Source organism: Micromonospora zhanjiangensis (assembly GCF_042650605.1).
In the GTDB taxonomy this organism is placed as follows: Bacteria; Actinomycetota; Actinomycetes; order Mycobacteriales; family Micromonosporaceae; genus Micromonospora_J; species Micromonospora_J zhanjiangensis.
This window is the reverse complement of sequence record NZ_JBHSBN010000011.1, coordinates 14,148-31,812: the sequence shown is the minus strand read 5'-3', so window position 1 is coordinate 31,812 and position 17,665 is coordinate 14,148. Positions and strand designations below refer to the sequence as shown.

Genomic DNA, 17,665 nt, shown 5'->3' with positions numbered 1-17,665 from the left:
CTTGTCGAGCGGGGACACGCCGGAGAAACACCACCGGTGGCGGGTGCTCGCCGGCGAGCCCGGCCGACGGCACCACCGGAAGTGGCCGGTGTCCTACCTGGGCGCGGGGCTGACCGAGATCCCGCGCGACGACGCCGCCACGGCCGACGGGCCGCGGGAGGGTGACCTGGCCACCCGGGTGCTGGTGGTCGCCGAGTCGGTCGACTGGCTGCGGCACGTCCTGGACGACCCGATCTCGCTGGCCCTGGTCCGCAAGCTCACCGTCGTGGTGCTGGACTGGACCGGACCGACCCGTAGCTGGTGCGGCCGCCTCGGACCGCTGCTGCACGTCGTGTCGCACCAGGTGCGGATGCCCGGGGCCGAGGGCCAGGTCGAGATCAGCGTCGAGGTGCGCTGGTCCAAGACGCTCCGCGAGCTGATCGCCGCGATCCTGCCGCTGCTCACCCCGACCCTGCCGTTGCCGGCGCCGGCGAGCGCCGACCGCACCGCCCAGGAGGTCTTCCCGAGCTGGCTGGACGCCGGACACAACGCCACCGTCGTGGTCGGCGAACTGCCGGGCAACGAGGACATCCGGCCGCACGACCTCGTGCTCACCGGCTCGGGGCTGCCGCAACCGCCGCAGAACCCCGACCTTCCGGGCGAGGTGCCGGCCACCGGCGGCACCCCGGCCGGGTACGGCACGGTGCTGGCCGTGAGTTCGACCGGCGCCGGGGTGGGCGGCCGGCCGGACGTCGTCCTGGTCAACCCGGAACAGACCGAGCTGTGGGGCCGCTACGGGCCGTTCGGTCCGACCGGCGGCACCGCCGAGTTGACCTTCACCGGCGCCGGGGACGGACACGGGTGGCAGCTCACCGGCCCGGACGGCGCCTCGCTCGGTGGTGGCCGTCTGGACCGGCCCCGGACCGGCGCCATGGTGGCGAAGGCGCTCACCGGCACCGGCACGGTGATCTGCCGGACCATGCCGGCCCGGCACCCGGTCGAGGAGGCGGCGCTGCTGGTGCAGCTGATGTCGGCCGGGATCCTGGTGCACGTGCCGGACCTGCCGCCGGCCTGCGCCGCCGCCCTGTCCGACGAGGTACGGGCACTGGTCGTCCGCCCGCTGCCCGAGCCGCACGCCGACGTGTTCGACTGGGAGCTGCGCACGGTCGCCCAGCGGCGGGCGGCGCTGCGGCAGCACGCCGTCAGCTTCGCGCTGCCCCGGCTCGCCGCCGCCACCTTCCCCGGCCTGGTCGATCCGCCGTCGGTGAGCGCGGTCCTGGTCACCAAGCGGCTGGACTACGTACGGGACGCGGTCGCCGCGATCGAGGCGCAGACGTACCCGAATCTGGAGATCGTGCTCTGCCTGCACGGCGTCGAGTTGCCGGCCGGGTTGCGGGCCGAGCTGGCCGGTTGCCGCCGGCCGATCGAAACCTTGGTGCTGGCCCCCGGGTACGGGTTCGGCGAGGCGATCGGCGCGGCGACGGCCCGGTCCCGGGGCACCCTGGTGACCAAGTTCGACGACGACGACACGTACGGGCCGGAGCACGTCTGGGACCTCGTCCTGGCCCGGCAGTACTCGGGCGCGACCATGGTGGGCAAGGCCGCCGAGTTCACGTACCTGCAGACCCTGGACACGACCGTCCGGCGTGCCGCGGGCGACCCGGAGTCCTTCGCCCGGGTGGTGGCCGGCGGCACCATGCTGATCAGCAAGGGCGACCTGGAGGCGGTCGGTGGGTGGCGGCCGGTGCCCCGATCCATCGACCGGGGTCTCATTGATCGGGTGTGGTACTCGGGCGGACTGATCTATCGCACCCATCCGCTCGGCTACATCTACCAACGCCGGTCGGACGGGCACACCTGGGATCCCGGATTGGAGTACTTCCTGCGCGACGGTGGGACGCAGTGGTCGGGATTTCCCCGCTACCACGAGTTCGGCACGGTGCCGGCCGTGGAAGATGTGACCGACGGATTCGACGTTCCGGCGGGCCGCCGCTCCTGACCAGCGATTCGTCGTCCACTCAGGACCCGGCGTCCCATTTCCGGGACACCGGGCGCGCGCATTTCAGGCTGTAACGATTCTATTACCGGAAGAATATAGAACGTTTACCCGATATCCGGAGTAGGTTGATCCTCGCCACAGTCGTTCCCTGGACCGTTCCTTGAAGTAGAGACTGCGGGGAGGTGGCGGTGACAACCGTCGCGCTCAAGGACGTCAGCAAGGTTTTTTCGGACGGGACCGTCGCGGTCGACAAGGTGAGCCTGGACGTCGCCGACGGCGAGTTCATGGTGCTGCTCGGGCCCTCCGGGTGCGGCAAGTCGACGGTCCTGCGGATCATCGCCGGGCTGGAGGAGCCGAGCAGCGGTGCGGTGCTGCTCGGCGGCGAGGTGGCGAACGGTCTGCCGCCCCGGGAACGCGGTGTCGCCATGGTGTTCCAGGACTTCGCCCTGTATCCGCACATGACCGTCGGCGACAACATCGCCTTCCCGCTGCGGTTGTCCGGGCTCGAACAGGACTCCCGGACCGAGCGGGTCTCCGACGTGGCGAGCGTGCTGGGCATCGGTGACGTGCTGGGCCGCCGTCCGAACCAACTCTCCGGCGGCCAGCGGCAGCGGGTGGCGATGGGCCGGGCGATCGTCCGCCGACCCGGGTTGTTCCTGATGGACGAGCCGCTGTCCAATCTGGACAGCGGGCTGCGGGCCGAGTTGCGGGCGGAGATCTCCGCGCTGGTCCGGGAGATGGGCGTCAGCACCATCTACGTCACGCACGACCAGGCCGAGGCGCTGACCATGGCCGACCGGGTGGCCATCATGCGCAAGGGGGTGCTGCAGGACGTCGGCACCCCGACCCAGGTCTACGGCCGGCCGGCCACCCTCTACGTGGCGGCGTTCCTGGGCAGCCCGCGGATGAACCTGTTGGAGGCCGCGGTCTACGTCCATCTCGACCGGTACGTCGAACTGGCCCTCGGCGAGCAGTCGCTCTACCTGCCGTGGGACAACATCCGCTCGCGGGCGGTGGCGCACTACCACGGTGAACGGATCGTGGTCGGGGTGCGCGCCGAGGCGCTCACCCCGGTGGCCCTGGACGCCCCCGGTGACGTGGTGCGGGGCCGGATCCGCTACCTCGAACACCACGGCCACGAGTCGCTGGCCTTCCTGGACATCGGTGCCACCGCGATCATCGTCGACGAGGTGGGCGGTCCGGTGACGGAATCGGCGACCGGGGACGGCGCGATGCGCCGGTTGAGCCGGTTCGCCCGCCGGCTGGCCGGCCGGCCGGCGGAGCCCGGCCCGGACGCCGAGCCGCATCCGATCGCCGGGCGGACCGGTGTGCTCGGTCGGCATCAGCGCCGCCCGGCGGAGTTGGCGATCCGGCTGGCCCCGTACCCGGCGGTGCGGGCCGGCGATCCGTTGGCCGTGTCGGTACGGATGGACGCGCTGCACTTCTTCGACGACCGCGGCGACCGGATCGACGTCGGCTGGCGCTGACCGCGGGCCGGCCGGCGCTGACCGCGGACCGGCCGGCGCCGGCCCCGACCGGACAGCCCGCCGTCGCGCCGGCGACCCACCGTCGGCCGGGGTTGTCGAACCATGTTACCGACGAGTAGCGTAGCGTCATGGAGATCGATTCAGCCCAGGTCGCCGCCGGGATGCTGGCGGCCGTGCCGTTCGTCCGTACCCTCGGTTTCGAGTTCGTGGAGATCGCGCCGGAACCCGACGGTGGGGTCCGGTCCGTCGTCCGGTTGCCCGACTCGCCGGCCACCCACAACCACGTCGGTGGTCCGCACGCCGGCGCGATGTTCACCCTGGGCGAGACCGCCTCCGGCGCCGCCGTGCTGGCCGCCTACGGGCACCTGCTCGACCGGGCGGTGCCGTTGGCCGCCCGGGCCGAGGTGAGTTACCGCCGGCTCGCGATGGGCCCGGTGCTGGCCACCGCGCGGCTGCCCCGAGCCGCCGACGAGGTGGCGGCCGCGCTGGACGCGGGGGAGAAGCCGGAGATCCCGGTCCCGGTGGAGATCGGCACCCCCGACGGCGTCACCACCGCGCAACTGACGGTGGTGTGGGTGTTGCGCCCACACTGACGGTCAAGTCACGGACGGTAGTCACATTCGGAACCGCGGCGCGGCGCGCCGGGGCAATACGGTTTCACCCGCCTCCGACACGGTTAACTGGAAGGCGTGTTAGGGCTACCTGGTCACGTGACCGCCTGTCTGTTCGACCTCGATGGTGTGCTGACGCAGACCGCGAAGGTGCACAACGCCGCCTGGGAGGAGACGTTCAACGATTTCCTCCGACAGCGGGCCGAAGCCGGCCACGAGGAGTTCCGACCGTTCGACCGGGGAGCGGACTACAACCGCTACGTCGACGGTCGGCCCCGGGCGGACGGGGTGCGGACGTTTCTCGCCTCGCGCGGCATCACCATCCCCGAGGGCACCCCGGACGACCCGCCCGACGCCGACACGGTGAACGGGCTGGGCAACCGCAAGAACGTCGTCCTGCTGGACCGGATCCACACCGACGGCGTCCAGCCGTACCAGGGGTCGGTGACCTACCTGAAGGCGGCGGCCGCGGCCGGGCTGCGCCGGGCCGTCGTCTCGGCCAGCGCCAACTGCCGGGACGTGGTCGAGGCCGCCGGCCTGGCCGACCTGCTGGAGGTACGCGTCGACGGCGTGGTCGCCCGGGAACGGTCGTTGCGCGGCAAACCGCACCCGGACACGTTCCTGGCGGCGGCCCGGGAACTCGGCATCGAACCGCGGCAGGCCGCCGTCTTCGAGGACGCGCTGGCCGGTGTCGAGGCCGGTCGGGCCGGTGAGTTCGGCTACGTGATCGGGGTGGACCGGGTCGGCCAGGCCGACGCGCTCACCGAGCACGGCGCGGACATCGTGGTCCAGGACCTGGCCGAGCTGCTGGACGGAGCCGGCGGGTGATCCGGGAACGGGCCTACCCCGTCGAGCCGTGGCACGTCCGGGAGACCCGGCTCGACCTCGACGTACTGGCCCAGTCGGAATCGGTCTTCGCGCTCTCCAACGGGCACGTCGGGTTGCGCGGCAACCTGGACGAGGGCGAGCCGCACGGCCTGCCGGGCACCTACCTCAACTCGTTCTACGAACTGCGGCCGCTGCCGTACGCCGAGGCCGGCTACGGCTTCCCGGAGTCCGGGCAGACCGTGGTCAACGTGACCAACGGCAAGCTGATCCGGCTGCTGGTCGACGACGAGCCGTTCGACCTGCGGTACGGCGAACTGATCTCCCACGAGCGGGTGCTCGACCTGCGCGCCGGCACCCTGCACCGGTCGGTCCAGTGGCGCTCGCCCGCCGGTCGGCTGGTCCGGGTGAACAGCACCCGGATGGTCTCGTTCAGCCAGCGGGCGGTCGCCGCCATCCGGTACGAGGTGGAGGCGGTGGACGCCCCGCTGCGGGTGACCGTGCAGTCCGAGTTGGTGGCCAACGAGGAACTTCCCTCGCAGAGCAAGGACCCCCGGGTCGCGGCGGTGCTGGATCAGCCGTTGCAGGCCGAGGAGCGGCTGGTGCAGGAGGCCGGCGGGTTGCTGATCCACCGCACCAAGGCCAGCGGGTTGCGGGTGGCCGCGGCGATGAGCCACGACGTGCACGGGCCGGGCCGGACCACGGTCGGCACCGAGGCGTACGAGGACTGGGCCCGGACCACGGTGGCCTGCGACCTGAAGCCGGGCCAGCGGCTCCGACTGGACAAGCTGCTGACGTACGGCTGGTCCAGCCGCCGGTCGTTGCCGGGGCTGCGGGACCAGGTCGGCGCGGCGCAGGCGGCGGCCAAGTTCTCCGGCTGGGACGGCCTGCTGGCCGAGCAGCGGGAGTTCCTCGACGCGTTCTGGGACGCCTCGGACGTGCGGGTCGAGGGCGACCCGGAGGTGCAGCAGGCGGTCCGGTTCGGGCTGTTCCACGTGCTGCAGGCCGGCGCCCGCGCCGAACTGCGGCCGATCGCGGCCAAGGGCCTGACCGGACCCGGGTACGACGGACACACCTTCTGGGACACCGAGACCTTCGTGCTGCCGGTGCTCACCTACACCCAGCCCACCGCCGTGGTCTCGGCGCTGCGCTGGCGGCACTCGACCCTGCATCTGGCCCAGGACCGGGCCCGGACGCTGGGCCTGCGCGGCGCCGCGTTCCCGTGGCGGACCATCCGCGGCCAGGAGTGCTCGGCGTACTGGCCGGCCGGCACCGCGGCCTTCCACATCGCCGCCGACATCGCCGACGCGGTCCGCCGGTACGTGCAGGCCACCGGGGACCAGCAGTTCGAGCGGGAGGTCGGGCTCGAACTGCTGGTGGAGACCGCCCGACTGTGGCACTCGCTGGGCCACCACGACCGGCGTGGCCGGTTCCACCTGGACGGGGTGACCGGCCCGGACGAGTACACCTCGGTCAAGAACGACAACATCTACACCAACCTGATGGCCCAGCGGAACCTGCTGGCGGCCGCCGAGGCCGTCGGCCGGCACAGCGAGGAGGCCTGGCGGTTGGGGGTCGACGACGAGGAGACCGCCGCCTGGCGGGACGCCGCCGCGGACATGCACATCCCGTACGACGAGGAGTTGGGCGTGCACCCGCAGGTGGAGGGCTTCACCCGGCTCCAGGAGTGGAACTTCAACGACACCCCGCCGGAGAAGTACCCGCTGCTGCTCAACTACCCGTACTTCGATCTCTACCGCAAGCAGGTGGTGAAGCAGTCCGACCTGGTGCTGGCCATGCACTGGCGGGGGGACGCGTTCACCCCGGAGGAGAAGGCCCGCAACTTCGCCTACTACGAGCGCCGGACGGTCCGCGACTCGTCGCTGTCGGCCTGTACGCAGGCGGTCATGGCGGCCGAGGTGGGTCATCTCGAACTGGCGCACGACTACCTGGGCGAAGCCGCCCTGATGGACCTGCACGACCTCAACCAGAACACCCGGGACGGCGTGCACGTGGCCTCGCTGGCCGGCGCCTGGATCGCACTGATCGCCGGGTTCGGTGGGCTGCGGGACCACACCGACGTGCTCTCGTTCGCCCCGCGACTGCCCAGTCGGATCACCCGGCTGGAGTTCTCCCTGATGTGGCACGGGTTGCGACTGCACGTCGACGTCCGGCCGCAGGAGGTCACCTACTCGCTGCGCAACGGCGGGTCGGACGCCCGGATGGAGTTGCGACACCACGACGAACTGGTGAAGCTGACCAGCGACAAGCCGGTGGTGCTGCCGGTGCCGCCGAGCCACCCGACCGGCCCGCCACCGCAGCAGCCACCCGGCCGGGCCCCGGCCCGGCGAGTCCCGGAGAACCTCTGACCCGCGTGCTCAGCGACGGTCAGCCGTCGATGGGACGCCGCCCGCGTCGTGCGGCGACATCACCCGCGGATCGTCGGCGGTACGCGCCCGGGCGGCTTCGTCGGCCCAATCGTCGCCGCCCGGCTCACTCGGTCGCCGGTCATCCGTGGCCTTGGCGGCTGCCTGCCGGCCCTGTCCCGAGGTCGCCTGCCCGGTGCTGTTCCGGTTCTTCCGACGGCTCATCACGCGCCTCCCCACGGTCCTGCCGGATCGGCCCGCGCCGACCGGGACCCGGCCGGCCTTCCCGCCGCCCCGCCGAACAAACCCACGCTGCCTCGCCGCGCAAAACCAGGCTCGTCCGCCGCGAACAAACCCACGCCGCGTCGGCAGTGGTCACGCCGCCCCGGAGGCGTGGAGCAGCGTGCAGCGGGTAGGCGGGCCCGGAGGCGGAGGGAGCCCGGGTGGAGACTGCCGAGCAGGAAATGATCATCCCGGCTACCGGGGTGGAGCTGGCCGCGGACGTACGGGTGCCGGACGGCGCGGTCGGTGTGGTGCTGTTCGCGCACGGCAGCGGCAGCTCGCGGCGCAGCCCGCGCAACCGGTACGTGGCGGAGGTGCTCAACCGGCACGGACTGGCGACCGTGCTGGTCGACCTGCTCACCCCGACCGAGGACGACCTGGACGCCGTCACGGCCGAGCTGCGCTTCGACATCGGGCTGTTGGCCGGTCGGCTGGGCGGGCTGGTCGAGCGGCTGCCCGTGACGGGCGCTCTCGCCGGGCTGCCGATCGGGCTGTTCGGGGCCAGCACGGGCGCCGCCGCGGCACTGGTCGCCGCCGCCGCGCACCCGGCCGGCATACCGGCGGTGGTGTCCCGGGGCGGCCGGCCGGACCTCGCCGGACCGGCGCTGGCCCGGGTCCGGGCGGCGACCCTGCTGCTGGTCGGCGGCCTGGACGAGGAGGTGCTCGCGCTCAACGAGCAGGCCCGGCGGCAGCTCGCCGGCCCCGCCGAGCTGCGGGTGGTACCCGGTGCCAGCCACCTGTTCGAGGAGCCCGGGACCCTCGACGAGGTGGCCCGGCAGACCGCGACCTGGTTCACCGAACACCTGCCGGCCGGAGCGTCGGGGCGGTTTGGCGGGCGGGGTGACGGGTAGCCGCCGGCATGCGTCGACTGCTGCGGATCGGGATCATCGGGGCCGGCCACATCGGTGGCACCCTGGCCCGGGAGTTCGCCGCCGCCGGGCACCAGGTCGCCATCGCGGGCTCCGGTGGCCACCCACGGACCCTGGAACGGTTGGCCGGCACGCTCGGCGAGCGGGTGCGCCCGGTCGACGTCGCCGAGGCCGCCCGGTTCGGCCCGGTGGCGCTGCTGGCGATCCCGTTCGGCCGGTACGCCGAACTGCCGACGGCCGAGTTCACCGGGCGCATCGTCATCGACGCCACCAACTACCTGCCCGAACGGGACGGGCACCGGACCGACCTGGACACCGGGCGGACCACGTCCAGCGAACTTGTCCAGGCACACCTGCCGGGTGCCCGACTGGTCAAGGCGTTCAACACGATGCGCTGGGACCACCTGCGTGACTTCGGCCACGAGGCGGGCGCCGTCGAGCGGTACGGCATCCCGCTCGCCGGTGACGACGACCATGCCAAGTGGACGGTGGCCGACCTGATCGAGCAGCTCGGCTACCACCCGGTGGACGCGGGCGACCTGGCCGGTGGCGGGCGCCGGCTGCAGTCGGGTGGGCCGGTGTTCCTGGCCGACCTGACGGCCGGCGAGTTGCAGGCCGCGCTGGGCGCACCGGTGCCGTCCTTTCGGTCCGGTCATCCGTACCCTTAGAAGTGGCTTAAGCTCGGCGGCGCCGGCGGCCGGGGGACCGGCCGGCCGCCTAGCATCGCCGGGTGCGTACCTCCCGTTTCCTGCTGCCGCTGAGCGCGGCCGTCGTCCTGGTGGTGGCCGGCTGCGGCTCGTCCCCGTCGGCCGGCTCCGGTGCCGGCGGCCCGGCGCCGGCCCCGTCGTCGGCCGGCCCGACGGCCGCCGACCCGGCGGGGTCGGCCGCCGTGGGCCTCGGCCGGAACCCGGCGGTCGCCGCGAAGGCGTCGCCCGCCGCCGGGCCGGCGCGGGCCGGCAACCCGAACGGCCACGCCCCGGTTCCCGCCGAGGCGCGGGCCGTGGACACCTCCCGGCCGACCCGGGTGATCGGCACCGGTACGCCGGGCAGCTGCACCTCCCAGGCGGTGGTGGCGGCGGTCGCGGCGGGCGGGATCATCACCTTCTCCTGCGGTCCCGATCCGGTGACCATCACCATGACCGCCACCGCGAAGATCAGGAACGCCAACGGTCCGCGGATCGTGCTGGACGGCGGCGGCAAGGTCACCCTCAGCGGGGCGGGCAAACGGCGCATCCTCTACATGAACACCTGCGACGAGGCGCAGGGCTTCACCACCTCGCACTGCCAGGACCAGGACCATCCGCAGCTCACCGTGCAGAACCTGACCTTCGCCGACGGCAACTCCACCGGGGAACGGGTCGAGGGCGGTGGCGGCGGCGCGATCTTCGTACGCGGTGGGCGGTTCAAGGTGGTCAACTCGCGGTTCGTCCGCAACCGCTGTGACGGCACCGGCCCGGACCTCGGCGGTGCCGCGATCCGGGTGCTCAGCCAGTCCCAGGGTCTGCCGGTCTACGTGGTGGACAGCACCTTCGGCGGGGCCGCCGGCCAGGGCGGGCAGTGCGCCAACGGCGGCGCGCTGAGCAGCATCGGGGTCTCCTGGATCGTGCTGAACAGCGTGCTGAGCCACAACTCGGCGGTCGGCCGCGGTGCCAACCCGGCCAAGGCCGGTACGCCCGGCGGCGGCAGCGGCGGCGCGATCTACTGCGACGGGAACCGGTTCACCGTTCGGATCGCCGGCTCGGTCATCGAGGACAACCACGCCAACGAGGGCGGCGGCGCGGTCTTCTTCGTCAGCAACGATCGGACCGGCACGATGCGGATCGAGGGTTCCACGATGCGCCGCAACCGCAGCGACGGCTTCGAGACCCCGGGCCTGCCCGGCATCTTTTTCCTCGGCGCCGCCACTCCCACCATCACCTGACCTCCGGGTCGGTGGTCAGACCGGATCTTGGCGTGTTCCGGCCCTTCCCGGGCCGGGACGCGCCAACGTCTCCCCGCCCAACTCGGCGCGGGCCTGGCGGTACTCGGTGAGGTCGATCTCGCCGGTGGCGAAGCGGCGGGCCAGGATCTCCGCCGGCGTATCCGGTCGACCCGGCCACCGGAACCGGGTGCCGGCGCTCAGCGAGACGATCGCCCAGACCGCGAGGGCGAACACCCCGAGCGGAACCACAGCCATGAAGATCCAGCCGACCGGACCCATGCCCCATCCGTAGCCCATCATCGCCGGTCCCTCCTCCTCGGGTCGTGCCGTCCGGGTCCCCGTACCTCGACGGTGCGCCCGTCCGGGCCACCTCCGCCACGGTCCGACGGCCCGCAGGCCAGTGCCGGAAGTCCCGCCCCGACGGGCGCGGTCACCCGAGCGGGGGAGGATGGCCCGGTGCCCATGCTCATCGGTCCGGCGCTGCCCGCCGGTCACCTCCGCTCGCTCGCCCAGCCCCGGATCGAGGTCGACCACCACCTTGCGTTGCGGCCCTGGCGGGCGGCGGACGCCCCGGCGGTACGGGCGGCGTTCGACTGCCCGGACATCCAGCGATGGCACGTCCGCCGGATGGACGGCGACGACGAGGCGCGGGACTGGACGGCCCGCTGGGCCGAGCGGTGGGCCGCCGAGACGGACGCCAGTTGGGCCGTGGTGGACGGCGCCGACCGGGTCGTCGGTCAGGTGGGCCTGCGGACCGTGCTGCTGGCCGAGGCGTCGGCGCAGGTGTCGTACTGGACGATGCCAAGGGCGCGGGGGACCGGCGTCGCCGTACGGGCGACCCGGGCGTGCCGAGGAGCGCCGCGCCTGTGTCAGCGAGCTGATCACCGATCTTGTCGTAGTTGCGGAAACTGGCCAGCTAGCGCCTTTGGCGCTGAATCTCATCTCGTGGCGATCCACCGCCGAGGTCTGGTCGAATCCTCGACTGGCCCACGAACTGCGGGGGCCTTTCGAAGGCGACGGTCCCGTGATCGAACGTGCCGCTGAACCTCCTTTGCGGTGAACGCTGACACTTTTCCGGTACGACACGCCGGTTAAGCTACCGAAAAAGTGTCAACGATCATGGCGTCTCGAAACCCGACCGGGGGCGGGTCAAGCGGCCGGGTACGCGTGCGTGTCGGTGGCCTTGACCGCGGCCCAGATCCGCTGGCCGGGGACCAGCCGTAGCTGGCTGGCCGCGGCCGGGGTGACGTCGGCGGCGGCGTCCACCGGGCCGGCGAGTTGGACCCGTACGTTGTCGCCGTGTCGTTGCACGCCGGCGATGGTGGCCGGCCAGGCGTTGCGCGGGCTGCCGGCCGGGCGCTCCGGGTGCAGTGCCACGGCGGCCGGCCGGAACGCCACGAACGCGTCCCCGCGTACCGGGTCGGCGACGGCGAGGCCGAAGCCGTCGGCGAGTCGTACCGTGTGTCCGGCGCCGACCCCGCGGTAGAGGTTGAGGCCGACCAGCCGGGCCACGTAGTCGGTCCGGGGCCGGGCCGTGATGGTCGCGGCCGGGCCCTCCTGCACCACCCGGCCGTTCTCGACGATGACCAGCCGGTCGGCCAGCACCAGCGCGTCCAGCGGGTCGTGGGTGACCAGCAGGGTGGCGCCGGGATGCGCGGTCAGGTGCCGGTGCAGTTGGGCCCGGGTGTCCAGCCGGGTGCCGGCGTCGAGGGCGGCCAGCGGCTCGTCCAGCAGCAGCAGGTCCGGTTCGACGGCCAGCGCCCGGGCCAGGGCCACCCGCTGCGCCTGGCCGCTGGAGAGCTGCCGGGGCCGGTGGCCGGCCCGGTCGGCCAGGCCGACCCGGGCCAGCCAACCGGCGGCCCGCTCCCGGGCCACCCGCCGGGTCGCGCCGTGCCGGCGCGGCCCGAACGCCACGTTGTCCAGCGCGGTCAGGTGCGGGAAGAGCAGGTAGTCCTGGAACACCACCCCGATCCGGCGCCGCTCGGCCGGCACCCAGACCCGGCGGTCCGGCTCGTCCACGGTACGACCGGCGAGCCGGACGTGTCCGGCGGCCAGCGGCGTCAGCCCGGCCAGCGCCCGCAGCGCGGTGGTCTTCCCGGCGCCGTTCGGGCCGAGCAGCGCGACCACCTCGCCGGCACCGATCCGCAGCCGGACGTCCAGCCGGAAACCGCCCCGGACGACGACGAGGTGCGCGTCCAACGCCGGCCCACCGGAGTCGGTCGACCCGACGGTGTTCGGCGGGGCGAGGGCCGGCCCGGTGCCGCCCGGGTCGCGGCCGGGCGTCCGGGACGGCTCCGGGTGGGGATCGATGGCGGTCACGGGCTGGTGAGCCAACGGTCGCGCAGCCCGGCGAGGATCGCCACCGACACGGTGAGCAGCACCAGGCTGAGCACCACGGCGGCGTCCAGGTCCGTCTCCAGGGCCAGGTAGACGGCCAGCGGCATGGTCTGGGTCCGACCGGGAAAGTTGCCGGCGAAGGTGATGGTGGCGCCGAACTCGCCCAGCGCCCGGGCCCAGCACAGCACCGCCCCGGCGGCGATGCCCGGCGCGACCAGCGGCAGGGTGACCCGGGCGAAGGTGGTCCACCGGCCGGCGCCCAGGGTCGCGGCGGCTTCCTCGTACCGGGTGTCCGCGCCGCGCAGGGCGCCCTCCACGGCGATGACCAGGAACGGCATCGCCACGAACGCCTCGGCCACGACGACGCCCGCGGTGCTGAACGGCAGGGTGATCCCGAACGTCGAGTCCAGCCACCCGCCGAGCAGCCCGCGCCGGCCGAGGACCAGCAGCAGCGCCACCCCGCCGACCACCGGAGGCAACACCAGCGGGACCGTGACCAGGGCGCGGACCAGCCGCCGGCCGGGGAACTCGACGCGGGCCAGCAGCCAGGCCAGCGGCACCCCGAGCACCAGGCACACCCCGGTGGCCGCGCTGGCGGTGACCAGCGACAGCCGCAGCGCGGTCAGCACCCCCGGTTCGGCCAGCCGGCCCGCCAGGTCCCCCCACGGGGTACGCAGCAGCAGCCCGACCAGCGGTAGCACCAGGAAGGCCAGGCCCAGGACCGCCGGCAGCAGCAGCGCCGCCGGGACCCGCCCGCCGATCCGCCGGCGACGCCGTCGGCCGGCCGGCGCGTCGTCCCGGACGGTCATCCGGTGGGGGCCTGGAAGCCGTACCGGTCGAGCGCGGCCCGGGCCGGTTCGGAGAGCACGTAGTCGACGAACGCCTGACCGCCGGCCCGGTTCGGCGCGCCGCGCAGCAGCAGGATCGGATAGTCGTTGATCGCGCCGGCCGACTCGGTGAACTCGACGCCGTCCACGTCGGACGCCGCCGACCGCGCATCGGTGCGGTAGACCAACGCGGCGTCGACCTCGCCCAGTTTGACCTTGGCCAGCGCCGCCTTGACGTCCTGTTCCAGGGTGACCGGCGTGACGTCGACGTGCGCGGCGGTCAGCACCTTGCGGGCCGCCGCGCCGCACGGCACCTGCTCGGCGCAGAGCGCGACCTTGACGCCCGGCCGGGCCAGGTCGGCCAGCTTCGTCACCGTGCCGGGGTTGCCCTTCGGTACGGCGATGACGAGTTGGTTGCGGGCGAACGTCCGCGGCTCGCCGGTGCCGTTGCCGGCGTCGGTGACCGTCCTGACGTTGGTCGGGCTGGCGCTGGCGAACACGTCGGCCGGTACGCCCTGGTTGATCTGCGCGGCCAGGGCGGAGCTGCCGCCGAAGCTGAAGGTCACCGTGCTGCCGGGGTGGCCGGCCTCGAAGTCCGTACCGATCGCGGTGAACGCCTCCTTGAGCGAGGCGGCGGCCAGCACGGTCACCGCGCCGGTGCCGCCGCCGGCCCGGTCACCGCCGCCGGTCCCGGCGTCGGAGCCGCCGCCACAGGCCGCGGTGGCGAGCGCCAGCACCGCCGCGAGGGCGACCCGACCGGCGCGCGTCGACGTCCTCGCCATCAGTGCCCCCGCCCCCGGCCGGTGGTGGTGGGCACCGCCGCCTTCTCCACCACCACCGTGGTCGACTTGATCACTGCCACGGCCACCGAACCGACCCGCAGGTCCAACTCGTCGGCGGCCTCCCGGCTCATCAGCGACACCACCCGGAACGGGCCGGCCTGGATGTCCACCTGGGCCATCACGGTGTCCTTGACGACGGCGGTGACGATGCCCCGCAGCCGGTTGCGGGCCGACGAGGAGCCGCCGTCCCGCTCGGCGCCGCCGTCCCGGACGAAGGCCGCCAGGTCCACCCCGTCGACCGCCCGGTGGCCCTGCTCGTCCCGGGTGGCGGGCAACCGCCCCGCGTCGATCCAGCGGCGCACGGTGTCCGGGCTGACCCCGAGCAGGTCGGCGGCCTCACCGAGACGGAAGACTGTCACCGGTTCACGGTAGCTGCCGCAACTGCGGTTGCAAAGACGGCAATGGGCTCGCTTGTGCCATTGCTGGAAGCTGGATCGGACCGCAACCGCCGGTCAGCCGAGGTTGATCAGCGCCAGGGTGAAGGCGTACGCGTGGCCGGCCTCGTCACCGGCGATCTCGGTGAACAGGTCGGCGGCCGACGCGTCGCCCACCCGCGCGGCCCGCCGGGCGAACGACGGGTACATGGTGGTCGCCTCGTACTGCTCGCCGTTGATCGAGTCACGCAGGTTGGCGTCGGTGGACCGGACCAGGCCGGCCAGGGTCGCCTCCTCGGCGAAGTGCTCGCCGATCTCCTGGCTCGCGGCGTTGTCGAACAACCGGCCGAGTCGGGCCTGGCCGGTGGCGCGGGCATTCTCGGCGTACCGGGTGTACTTGGCGTTGGCGAACGCCTCGCCGTGCAGCGCGGCGTCCAGGTTGGCCTGGGTCTGGCCGGCGCACTTCGGCAGGCCGGCGCGGATCGGCACGGGGGTCACCCGGGTGCCGACCGGGAAGTTCTGGTCCGCACCGGGGTGCGTGATCGCGTACCGGGCCGCGCGGAACTCCCGGGCGTGCCCGGCCTCGTCCACGCTGATCTCGGTGAACAGGTCGGCCGCCGCCCGGCAGCCGTCGGCGACCGCCTGCCGGGCGAACGCGGGATACATCACGTACGCCTCGTACTCCTCGCCGCGGATCGCGTCGGTGAGGTTGGCGACGTTGTCGGTGCCGAACCCGATCAGGTCCGCCTCGGCGGCGAAGTGGTCGTACCGCTCGGTCCGGGCGGCCCGGGTGAACAGTTGCGCGACGGCGGTCTGCCCGGCCCGGGCCGCCTCCTGCGCGTAGGCGAGGTACTTCGCGTGGGCGAACGCCTCGCCGTGCATGGCGGTCAGCGCGTCCGCCCGGGTGGACGGTTGGACCGTCGGTGCCGCCGCCCGGGCCGGCTGGCCGAAGGTCAGGACGAGGGCGGCGACCGCCACGGTCGAGGTCATCCGTACGGTGCGCATCCGGCCCTCCCGGAGGTCAACTCGGCGTAGTCTTTCGCTCACGCCATGTCAGACAGGTCGCCGGTGAGTCTAGGTATCCGCAGGTCAGGACGGGTAGGCGTGGTTCGCCGCGGGGAGCGGTGGCGGTGCCAATTCCGGCATGTCCGGCACGGCTCCTCCTCAGGGGTTGACGCCTCGGGCGTGCTCGAAGATGAGGCTGGTCCGGCTGTGCTGGACGACCGGATCGACGGCGAGGTTGTCCAGCACGAAATCGCGCAGCGCGTCGGCCGAGGCAGCGCGGACGTGCAGGACGTAGTCCTCGGCGCCGGCCACGTGGAACACCGACACCACACCGGGCAGCCGTACCGACCGGGCCCGGAAGGCGTCGACCGCGGCCCGGGCGTGGGCGGCCAGCCGGACCGAGATCAGGGCCTGGATCGGCAGGCCGAGTGCGCCCGGATCGACGTCGGCGTGGAAGCCTCGGATCACTCCCCGCTCGCGCAGCGCGCGGGTCCGGGCGAGACAGGTGGACGGGGCGACGCCGACCCGCTCGGCCAGGGCGTTGTTGGGCAGCCGCCCGTCGGCGGCGAGGGCGGTCAGGATGGCCCGGTCGAGGTCGTCGAGCGGCGGCGGGGAGGGGCGCAGATCGTTCGGCACGGGCCCCATCCTGACAGTCCCGGCAGCATAATCTTCGCTGTCATGAGGAATGGCAGAATCTTCTGCTGATTTCTTGCCAAGGTGGCCCAGAATGTTCGAACCTTCCCGCCATGAGCCTCGACACCCGGGCCGTCCACGCCGGTCGCGACGACCTGGCCGCGCTGGGCGTACACGTGCCGCCGATCGACCTGTCCACCACCAACCCGCTGCCGTCGGTGGACGAGGGCGGCGCGGCGTACGAGCTGTTGGCCACCGGCGGGACCTGCCCGGACGGCACCACCGCCGTCTACCAGCGGCTGTGGAACCCGACGGTGGCCCGGTTCGAGCGGGCGCTGGCCGAGTTGGAGGGGACGGCGGCGGCGGTCGCCTTCGCCAGCGGGATGGCCGCGCTGACCGCCGCCGTGCTCGCCGCCACCCGGGACGGTCGCCGGCACGTCGTCGCGGTCCGCCCGCTCTACGGCGGCACCGACCACGTGCTGGCCGGCGGACTCCTCGGCACGACGGTGACCTGGGCCCGGCCGGACGAGGTGGCCGGCGCCGTCCGCCCGGACACCGCGCTGGTGGTGGTGGAGACGCCGGCCAACCCCACCCTGGACCTGGTGGACCTGGCCGTGTTGGCCCGGGCGGCCGGCGACGTGCCGCTGCTGGTGGACAACACGGTGGCCACCCCGGTGCTGCAGCAGCCGGCCCGGTTCGGCGCCGCGCTGGTGCTGCACAGCGCCACCAAGTCGATCGGCGGGCACGGCGACGTGCTGGCCGGCGTGATCGCCTGCGACACCGACTGGGCGGCCCGGTTGCGCCAGGTCCGGGCGGTGACCGGGGCGGTCCTGCACCCGCTCGGCGGCTACCTGCTGCACCGTGGCCTGCAGACGCTGCCACTGCGGGTCCGCGCCCAGCAGGCGGGCGCGGACAAGATCGCCGCCTGGTTGGCCGAACAGCCCGGGGTGGACCGGGTGCACCACCCCGGCCTGACCGACGGCACCGGGCTGGTCGGCCGGCAGATGAGCGGCACCGGCTCGTTGCTCGCCTTCGAGGTGTCCGGCGGGTTCGCGGCGGCCGCGGCGGTGGCCGGGGCCTGCCGCCTGATCACCCACGCGGTGTCGCTGGGCGGGGTGGACACGCTGATCCAGCATCCCGCCTCGCTGACCCACCGTCCGGTGTCGGCCGACGCCAAGCCGGTGCCGGGGCTGCTGCGCCTGTCGGTGGGCCTGGAGGACCCGGACGACCTGATCGCCGACCTCGCCGCGGCCCTGGCGGCGGCCGGCTGAGCGGCGGGGGCGGCCGGGTGACGGACCCGGGCGCGGC

General features: G+C 73.5%; 18 protein-coding genes. 10 read left to right on the top strand and 8 right to left on the bottom strand.

Annotated features, from left to right (window positions below):
- Position 1 precedes the first annotated feature (1 nt).
- The 5 genes from ACFOX0_RS17265 to ACFOX0_RS17245 all read left to right on the top strand — a co-directional run bounded on the left by ACFOX0_RS17265 (position 2) and on the right by ACFOX0_RS17245 (position 7,270).
- Entirely contained in the window at positions 2–1,978 is a 1,977-nt protein-coding gene (locus ACFOX0_RS17265) for a glycosyltransferase family 2 protein (protein ID WP_377546893.1), read from the top strand.
- A gap of 188 nt (positions 1,979–2,166) precedes the next feature.
- On the top strand, positions 2,167–3,465 hold the full coding sequence (locus tag ACFOX0_RS17260) for an ABC transporter ATP-binding protein (protein WP_377546890.1): 1,299 nt from the start codon (positions 2,167–2,169) through the stop codon (positions 3,463–3,465).
- A 128-nt stretch (positions 3,466–3,593) separates the two neighbouring features.
- Positions 3,594–4,058: a DUF4442 domain-containing protein gene (locus tag ACFOX0_RS17255; RefSeq protein WP_377546888.1), complete on the top strand. Its 465-nt coding sequence runs from the start codon at positions 3,594–3,596 to the stop codon at positions 4,056–4,058.
- A gap of 96 nt (positions 4,059–4,154) precedes the next feature.
- The gene (locus ACFOX0_RS17250) at positions 4,155–4,904 is read left to right on the top strand and encodes an HAD family hydrolase (RefSeq protein ID WP_377546886.1); all 750 of its coding nucleotides are present in this window, start codon (positions 4,155–4,157) and stop codon (positions 4,902–4,904) included.
- The gene (locus tag ACFOX0_RS17245; RefSeq protein WP_377546884.1) at positions 4,901–7,270 is read left to right on the top strand and encodes a glycoside hydrolase family 65 protein; all 2,370 of its coding nucleotides are present in this window, start codon (positions 4,901–4,903) and stop codon (positions 7,268–7,270) included. Before ACFOX0_RS17250 ends, ACFOX0_RS17245 begins: the two co-directional genes overlap by 4 nt.
- Before the next feature lie 9 nt (positions 7,271–7,279).
- On the opposite strand, the gene ACFOX0_RS17240 is transcribed toward ACFOX0_RS17245, so the two are convergent.
- Positions 7,280–7,492, bottom strand: a complete 213-nt coding sequence (locus tag ACFOX0_RS17240) for a hypothetical protein (protein ID WP_377546881.1) — start codon at positions 7,490–7,492, stop codon at positions 7,280–7,282.
- A gap of 239 nt (positions 7,493–7,731) precedes the next feature.
- Between ACFOX0_RS17240 and ACFOX0_RS17235 the strand changes: the two genes are divergently transcribed.
- The 3 genes from ACFOX0_RS17235 (at position 7,732) to ACFOX0_RS17225 (ending at position 10,339) form a co-directional block, all read left to right on the top strand.
- Positions 7,732–8,400, top strand: a complete 669-nt coding sequence (locus tag ACFOX0_RS17235; protein ID WP_377547368.1) for a dienelactone hydrolase family protein — start codon at positions 7,732–7,734, stop codon at positions 8,398–8,400.
- Between the two features lie 8 nt (positions 8,401–8,408).
- Entirely contained in the window at positions 8,409–9,086 is a 678-nt protein-coding gene (locus ACFOX0_RS17230) for an NADPH-dependent F420 reductase (RefSeq protein WP_377546879.1), read from the top strand.
- Between the two features lie 62 nt (positions 9,087–9,148).
- The gene (locus ACFOX0_RS17225; RefSeq protein WP_377546877.1) at positions 9,149–10,339 is read left to right on the top strand and encodes a hypothetical protein; all 1,191 of its coding nucleotides are present in this window, start codon (positions 9,149–9,151) and stop codon (positions 10,337–10,339) included.
- Positions 10,340–10,354: 15 nt separating this feature from the next.
- Here the strand turns inward: ACFOX0_RS17225 and ACFOX0_RS17220 are convergent, their stop codons facing one another.
- Positions 10,355–10,639: an SHOCT domain-containing protein gene (locus ACFOX0_RS17220; RefSeq protein WP_377546875.1), complete on the bottom strand. Its 285-nt coding sequence runs from the start codon at positions 10,637–10,639 to the stop codon at positions 10,355–10,357.
- A gap of 162 nt (positions 10,640–10,801) precedes the next feature.
- Here ACFOX0_RS17220 and ACFOX0_RS17215 point away from each other — a divergent pair, with 162 nt between their 5' ends.
- Positions 10,802–11,383 (top strand): GNAT family N-acetyltransferase, encoded by a 582-nt coding sequence (locus ACFOX0_RS17215; RefSeq protein ID WP_377547365.1) that lies wholly within the window; start codon positions 10,802–10,804, stop codon positions 11,381–11,383.
- 105 nt (positions 11,384–11,488) lie between these two features.
- On the opposite strand, the gene ACFOX0_RS17210 is transcribed toward ACFOX0_RS17215, so the two are convergent.
- The 6 genes from ACFOX0_RS17210 to ACFOX0_RS17185 all read right to left on the bottom strand — a co-directional run bounded on the left by ACFOX0_RS17210 (position 11,489) and on the right by ACFOX0_RS17185 (position 16,369).
- The gene (locus ACFOX0_RS17210; RefSeq protein WP_377547363.1) at positions 11,489–12,538 is read right to left on the bottom strand and encodes an ABC transporter ATP-binding protein; all 1,050 of its coding nucleotides are present in this window, start codon (positions 12,536–12,538) and stop codon (positions 11,489–11,491) included.
- A gap of 116 nt (positions 12,539–12,654) precedes the next feature.
- The gene (locus ACFOX0_RS17205; RefSeq protein ID WP_377546872.1) at positions 12,655–13,485 is read right to left on the bottom strand and encodes an ABC transporter permease; all 831 of its coding nucleotides are present in this window, start codon (positions 13,483–13,485) and stop codon (positions 12,655–12,657) included.
- Positions 13,482–14,285, bottom strand: coding sequence for a molybdate ABC transporter substrate-binding protein (gene modA / locus ACFOX0_RS17200; RefSeq protein ID WP_377546870.1), 804 nt, complete (start codon positions 14,283–14,285; stop codon positions 13,482–13,484). Before modA ends, ACFOX0_RS17205 begins: the two co-directional genes overlap by 4 nt.
- Entirely contained in the window at positions 14,285–14,704 is a 420-nt protein-coding gene (locus ACFOX0_RS17195; RefSeq protein WP_377546867.1) for a TOBE domain-containing protein, read from the bottom strand. Before ACFOX0_RS17195 ends, modA begins: the two co-directional genes overlap by 1 nt.
- A gap of 93 nt (positions 14,705–14,797) precedes the next feature.
- Positions 14,798–15,724 (bottom strand): ferritin family protein, encoded by a 927-nt coding sequence (locus tag ACFOX0_RS17190; protein WP_377546865.1) that lies wholly within the window; start codon positions 15,722–15,724, stop codon positions 14,798–14,800.
- Between the two features lie 159 nt (positions 15,725–15,883).
- Positions 15,884–16,369 (bottom strand): Lrp/AsnC family transcriptional regulator, encoded by a 486-nt coding sequence (locus ACFOX0_RS17185; RefSeq protein ID WP_377546862.1) that lies wholly within the window; start codon positions 16,367–16,369, stop codon positions 15,884–15,886.
- Positions 16,370–16,470: 101 nt separating this feature from the next.
- Here ACFOX0_RS17185 and ACFOX0_RS17180 point away from each other — a divergent pair, with 101 nt between their 5' ends.
- Complete coding sequence (locus ACFOX0_RS17180; RefSeq protein WP_377546860.1) at positions 16,471–17,628, top strand: trans-sulfuration enzyme family protein; 1,158 nt, start codon at positions 16,471–16,473, stop codon at positions 17,626–17,628.
- The last annotated feature ends 37 nt before the right edge of the window (positions 17,629–17,665 follow it).

Bases quoted from the DNA above. Each gene is read 5' to 3' on its own strand.
- ACFOX0_RS17255 (WP_377546888.1), top strand. From the start codon at position 3,594: ATGGAGATCGATTCAGCCCAGGTCGCCGCCGGGATGCTGGCGGCCGTG.
- ACFOX0_RS17240 (WP_377546881.1), bottom strand. From the start codon at position 7,492: ATGAGCCGTCGGAAGAACCGGAACAGCACCGGGCAGGCGACCTCGGGA.
- ACFOX0_RS17235 (WP_377547368.1), top strand. From the start codon at position 7,732: ATGATCATCCCGGCTACCGGGGTGGAGCTGGCCGCGGACGTACGGGTG.
- ACFOX0_RS17230 (WP_377546879.1), top strand. From the start codon at position 8,409: ATGCGTCGACTGCTGCGGATCGGGATCATCGGGGCCGGCCACATCGGT.
- ACFOX0_RS17220 (WP_377546875.1), bottom strand. From the start codon at position 10,639: ATGATGGGCTACGGATGGGGCATGGGTCCGGTCGGCTGGATCTTCATG.
- ACFOX0_RS17215 (WP_377547365.1), top strand. From the start codon at position 10,802: ATGCTCATCGGTCCGGCGCTGCCCGCCGGTCACCTCCGCTCGCTCGCC.
- ACFOX0_RS17205 (WP_377546872.1), bottom strand. From the start codon at position 13,485: ATGACCGTCCGGGACGACGCGCCGGCCGGCCGACGGCGTCGCCGGCGG.
- modA (WP_377546870.1), bottom strand. From the start codon at position 14,285: ATGGCGAGGACGTCGACGCGCGCCGGTCGGGTCGCCCTCGCGGCGGTG.
- ACFOX0_RS17190 (WP_377546865.1), bottom strand. From the start codon at position 15,724: ATGCGCACCGTACGGATGACCTCGACCGTGGCGGTCGCCGCCCTCGTC.
- ACFOX0_RS17185 (WP_377546862.1), bottom strand. From the start codon at position 16,369: ATGGGGCCCGTGCCGAACGATCTGCGCCCCTCCCCGCCGCCGCTCGAC.
- ACFOX0_RS17180 (WP_377546860.1), top strand. From the start codon at position 16,471: ATGAGCCTCGACACCCGGGCCGTCCACGCCGGTCGCGACGACCTGGCC.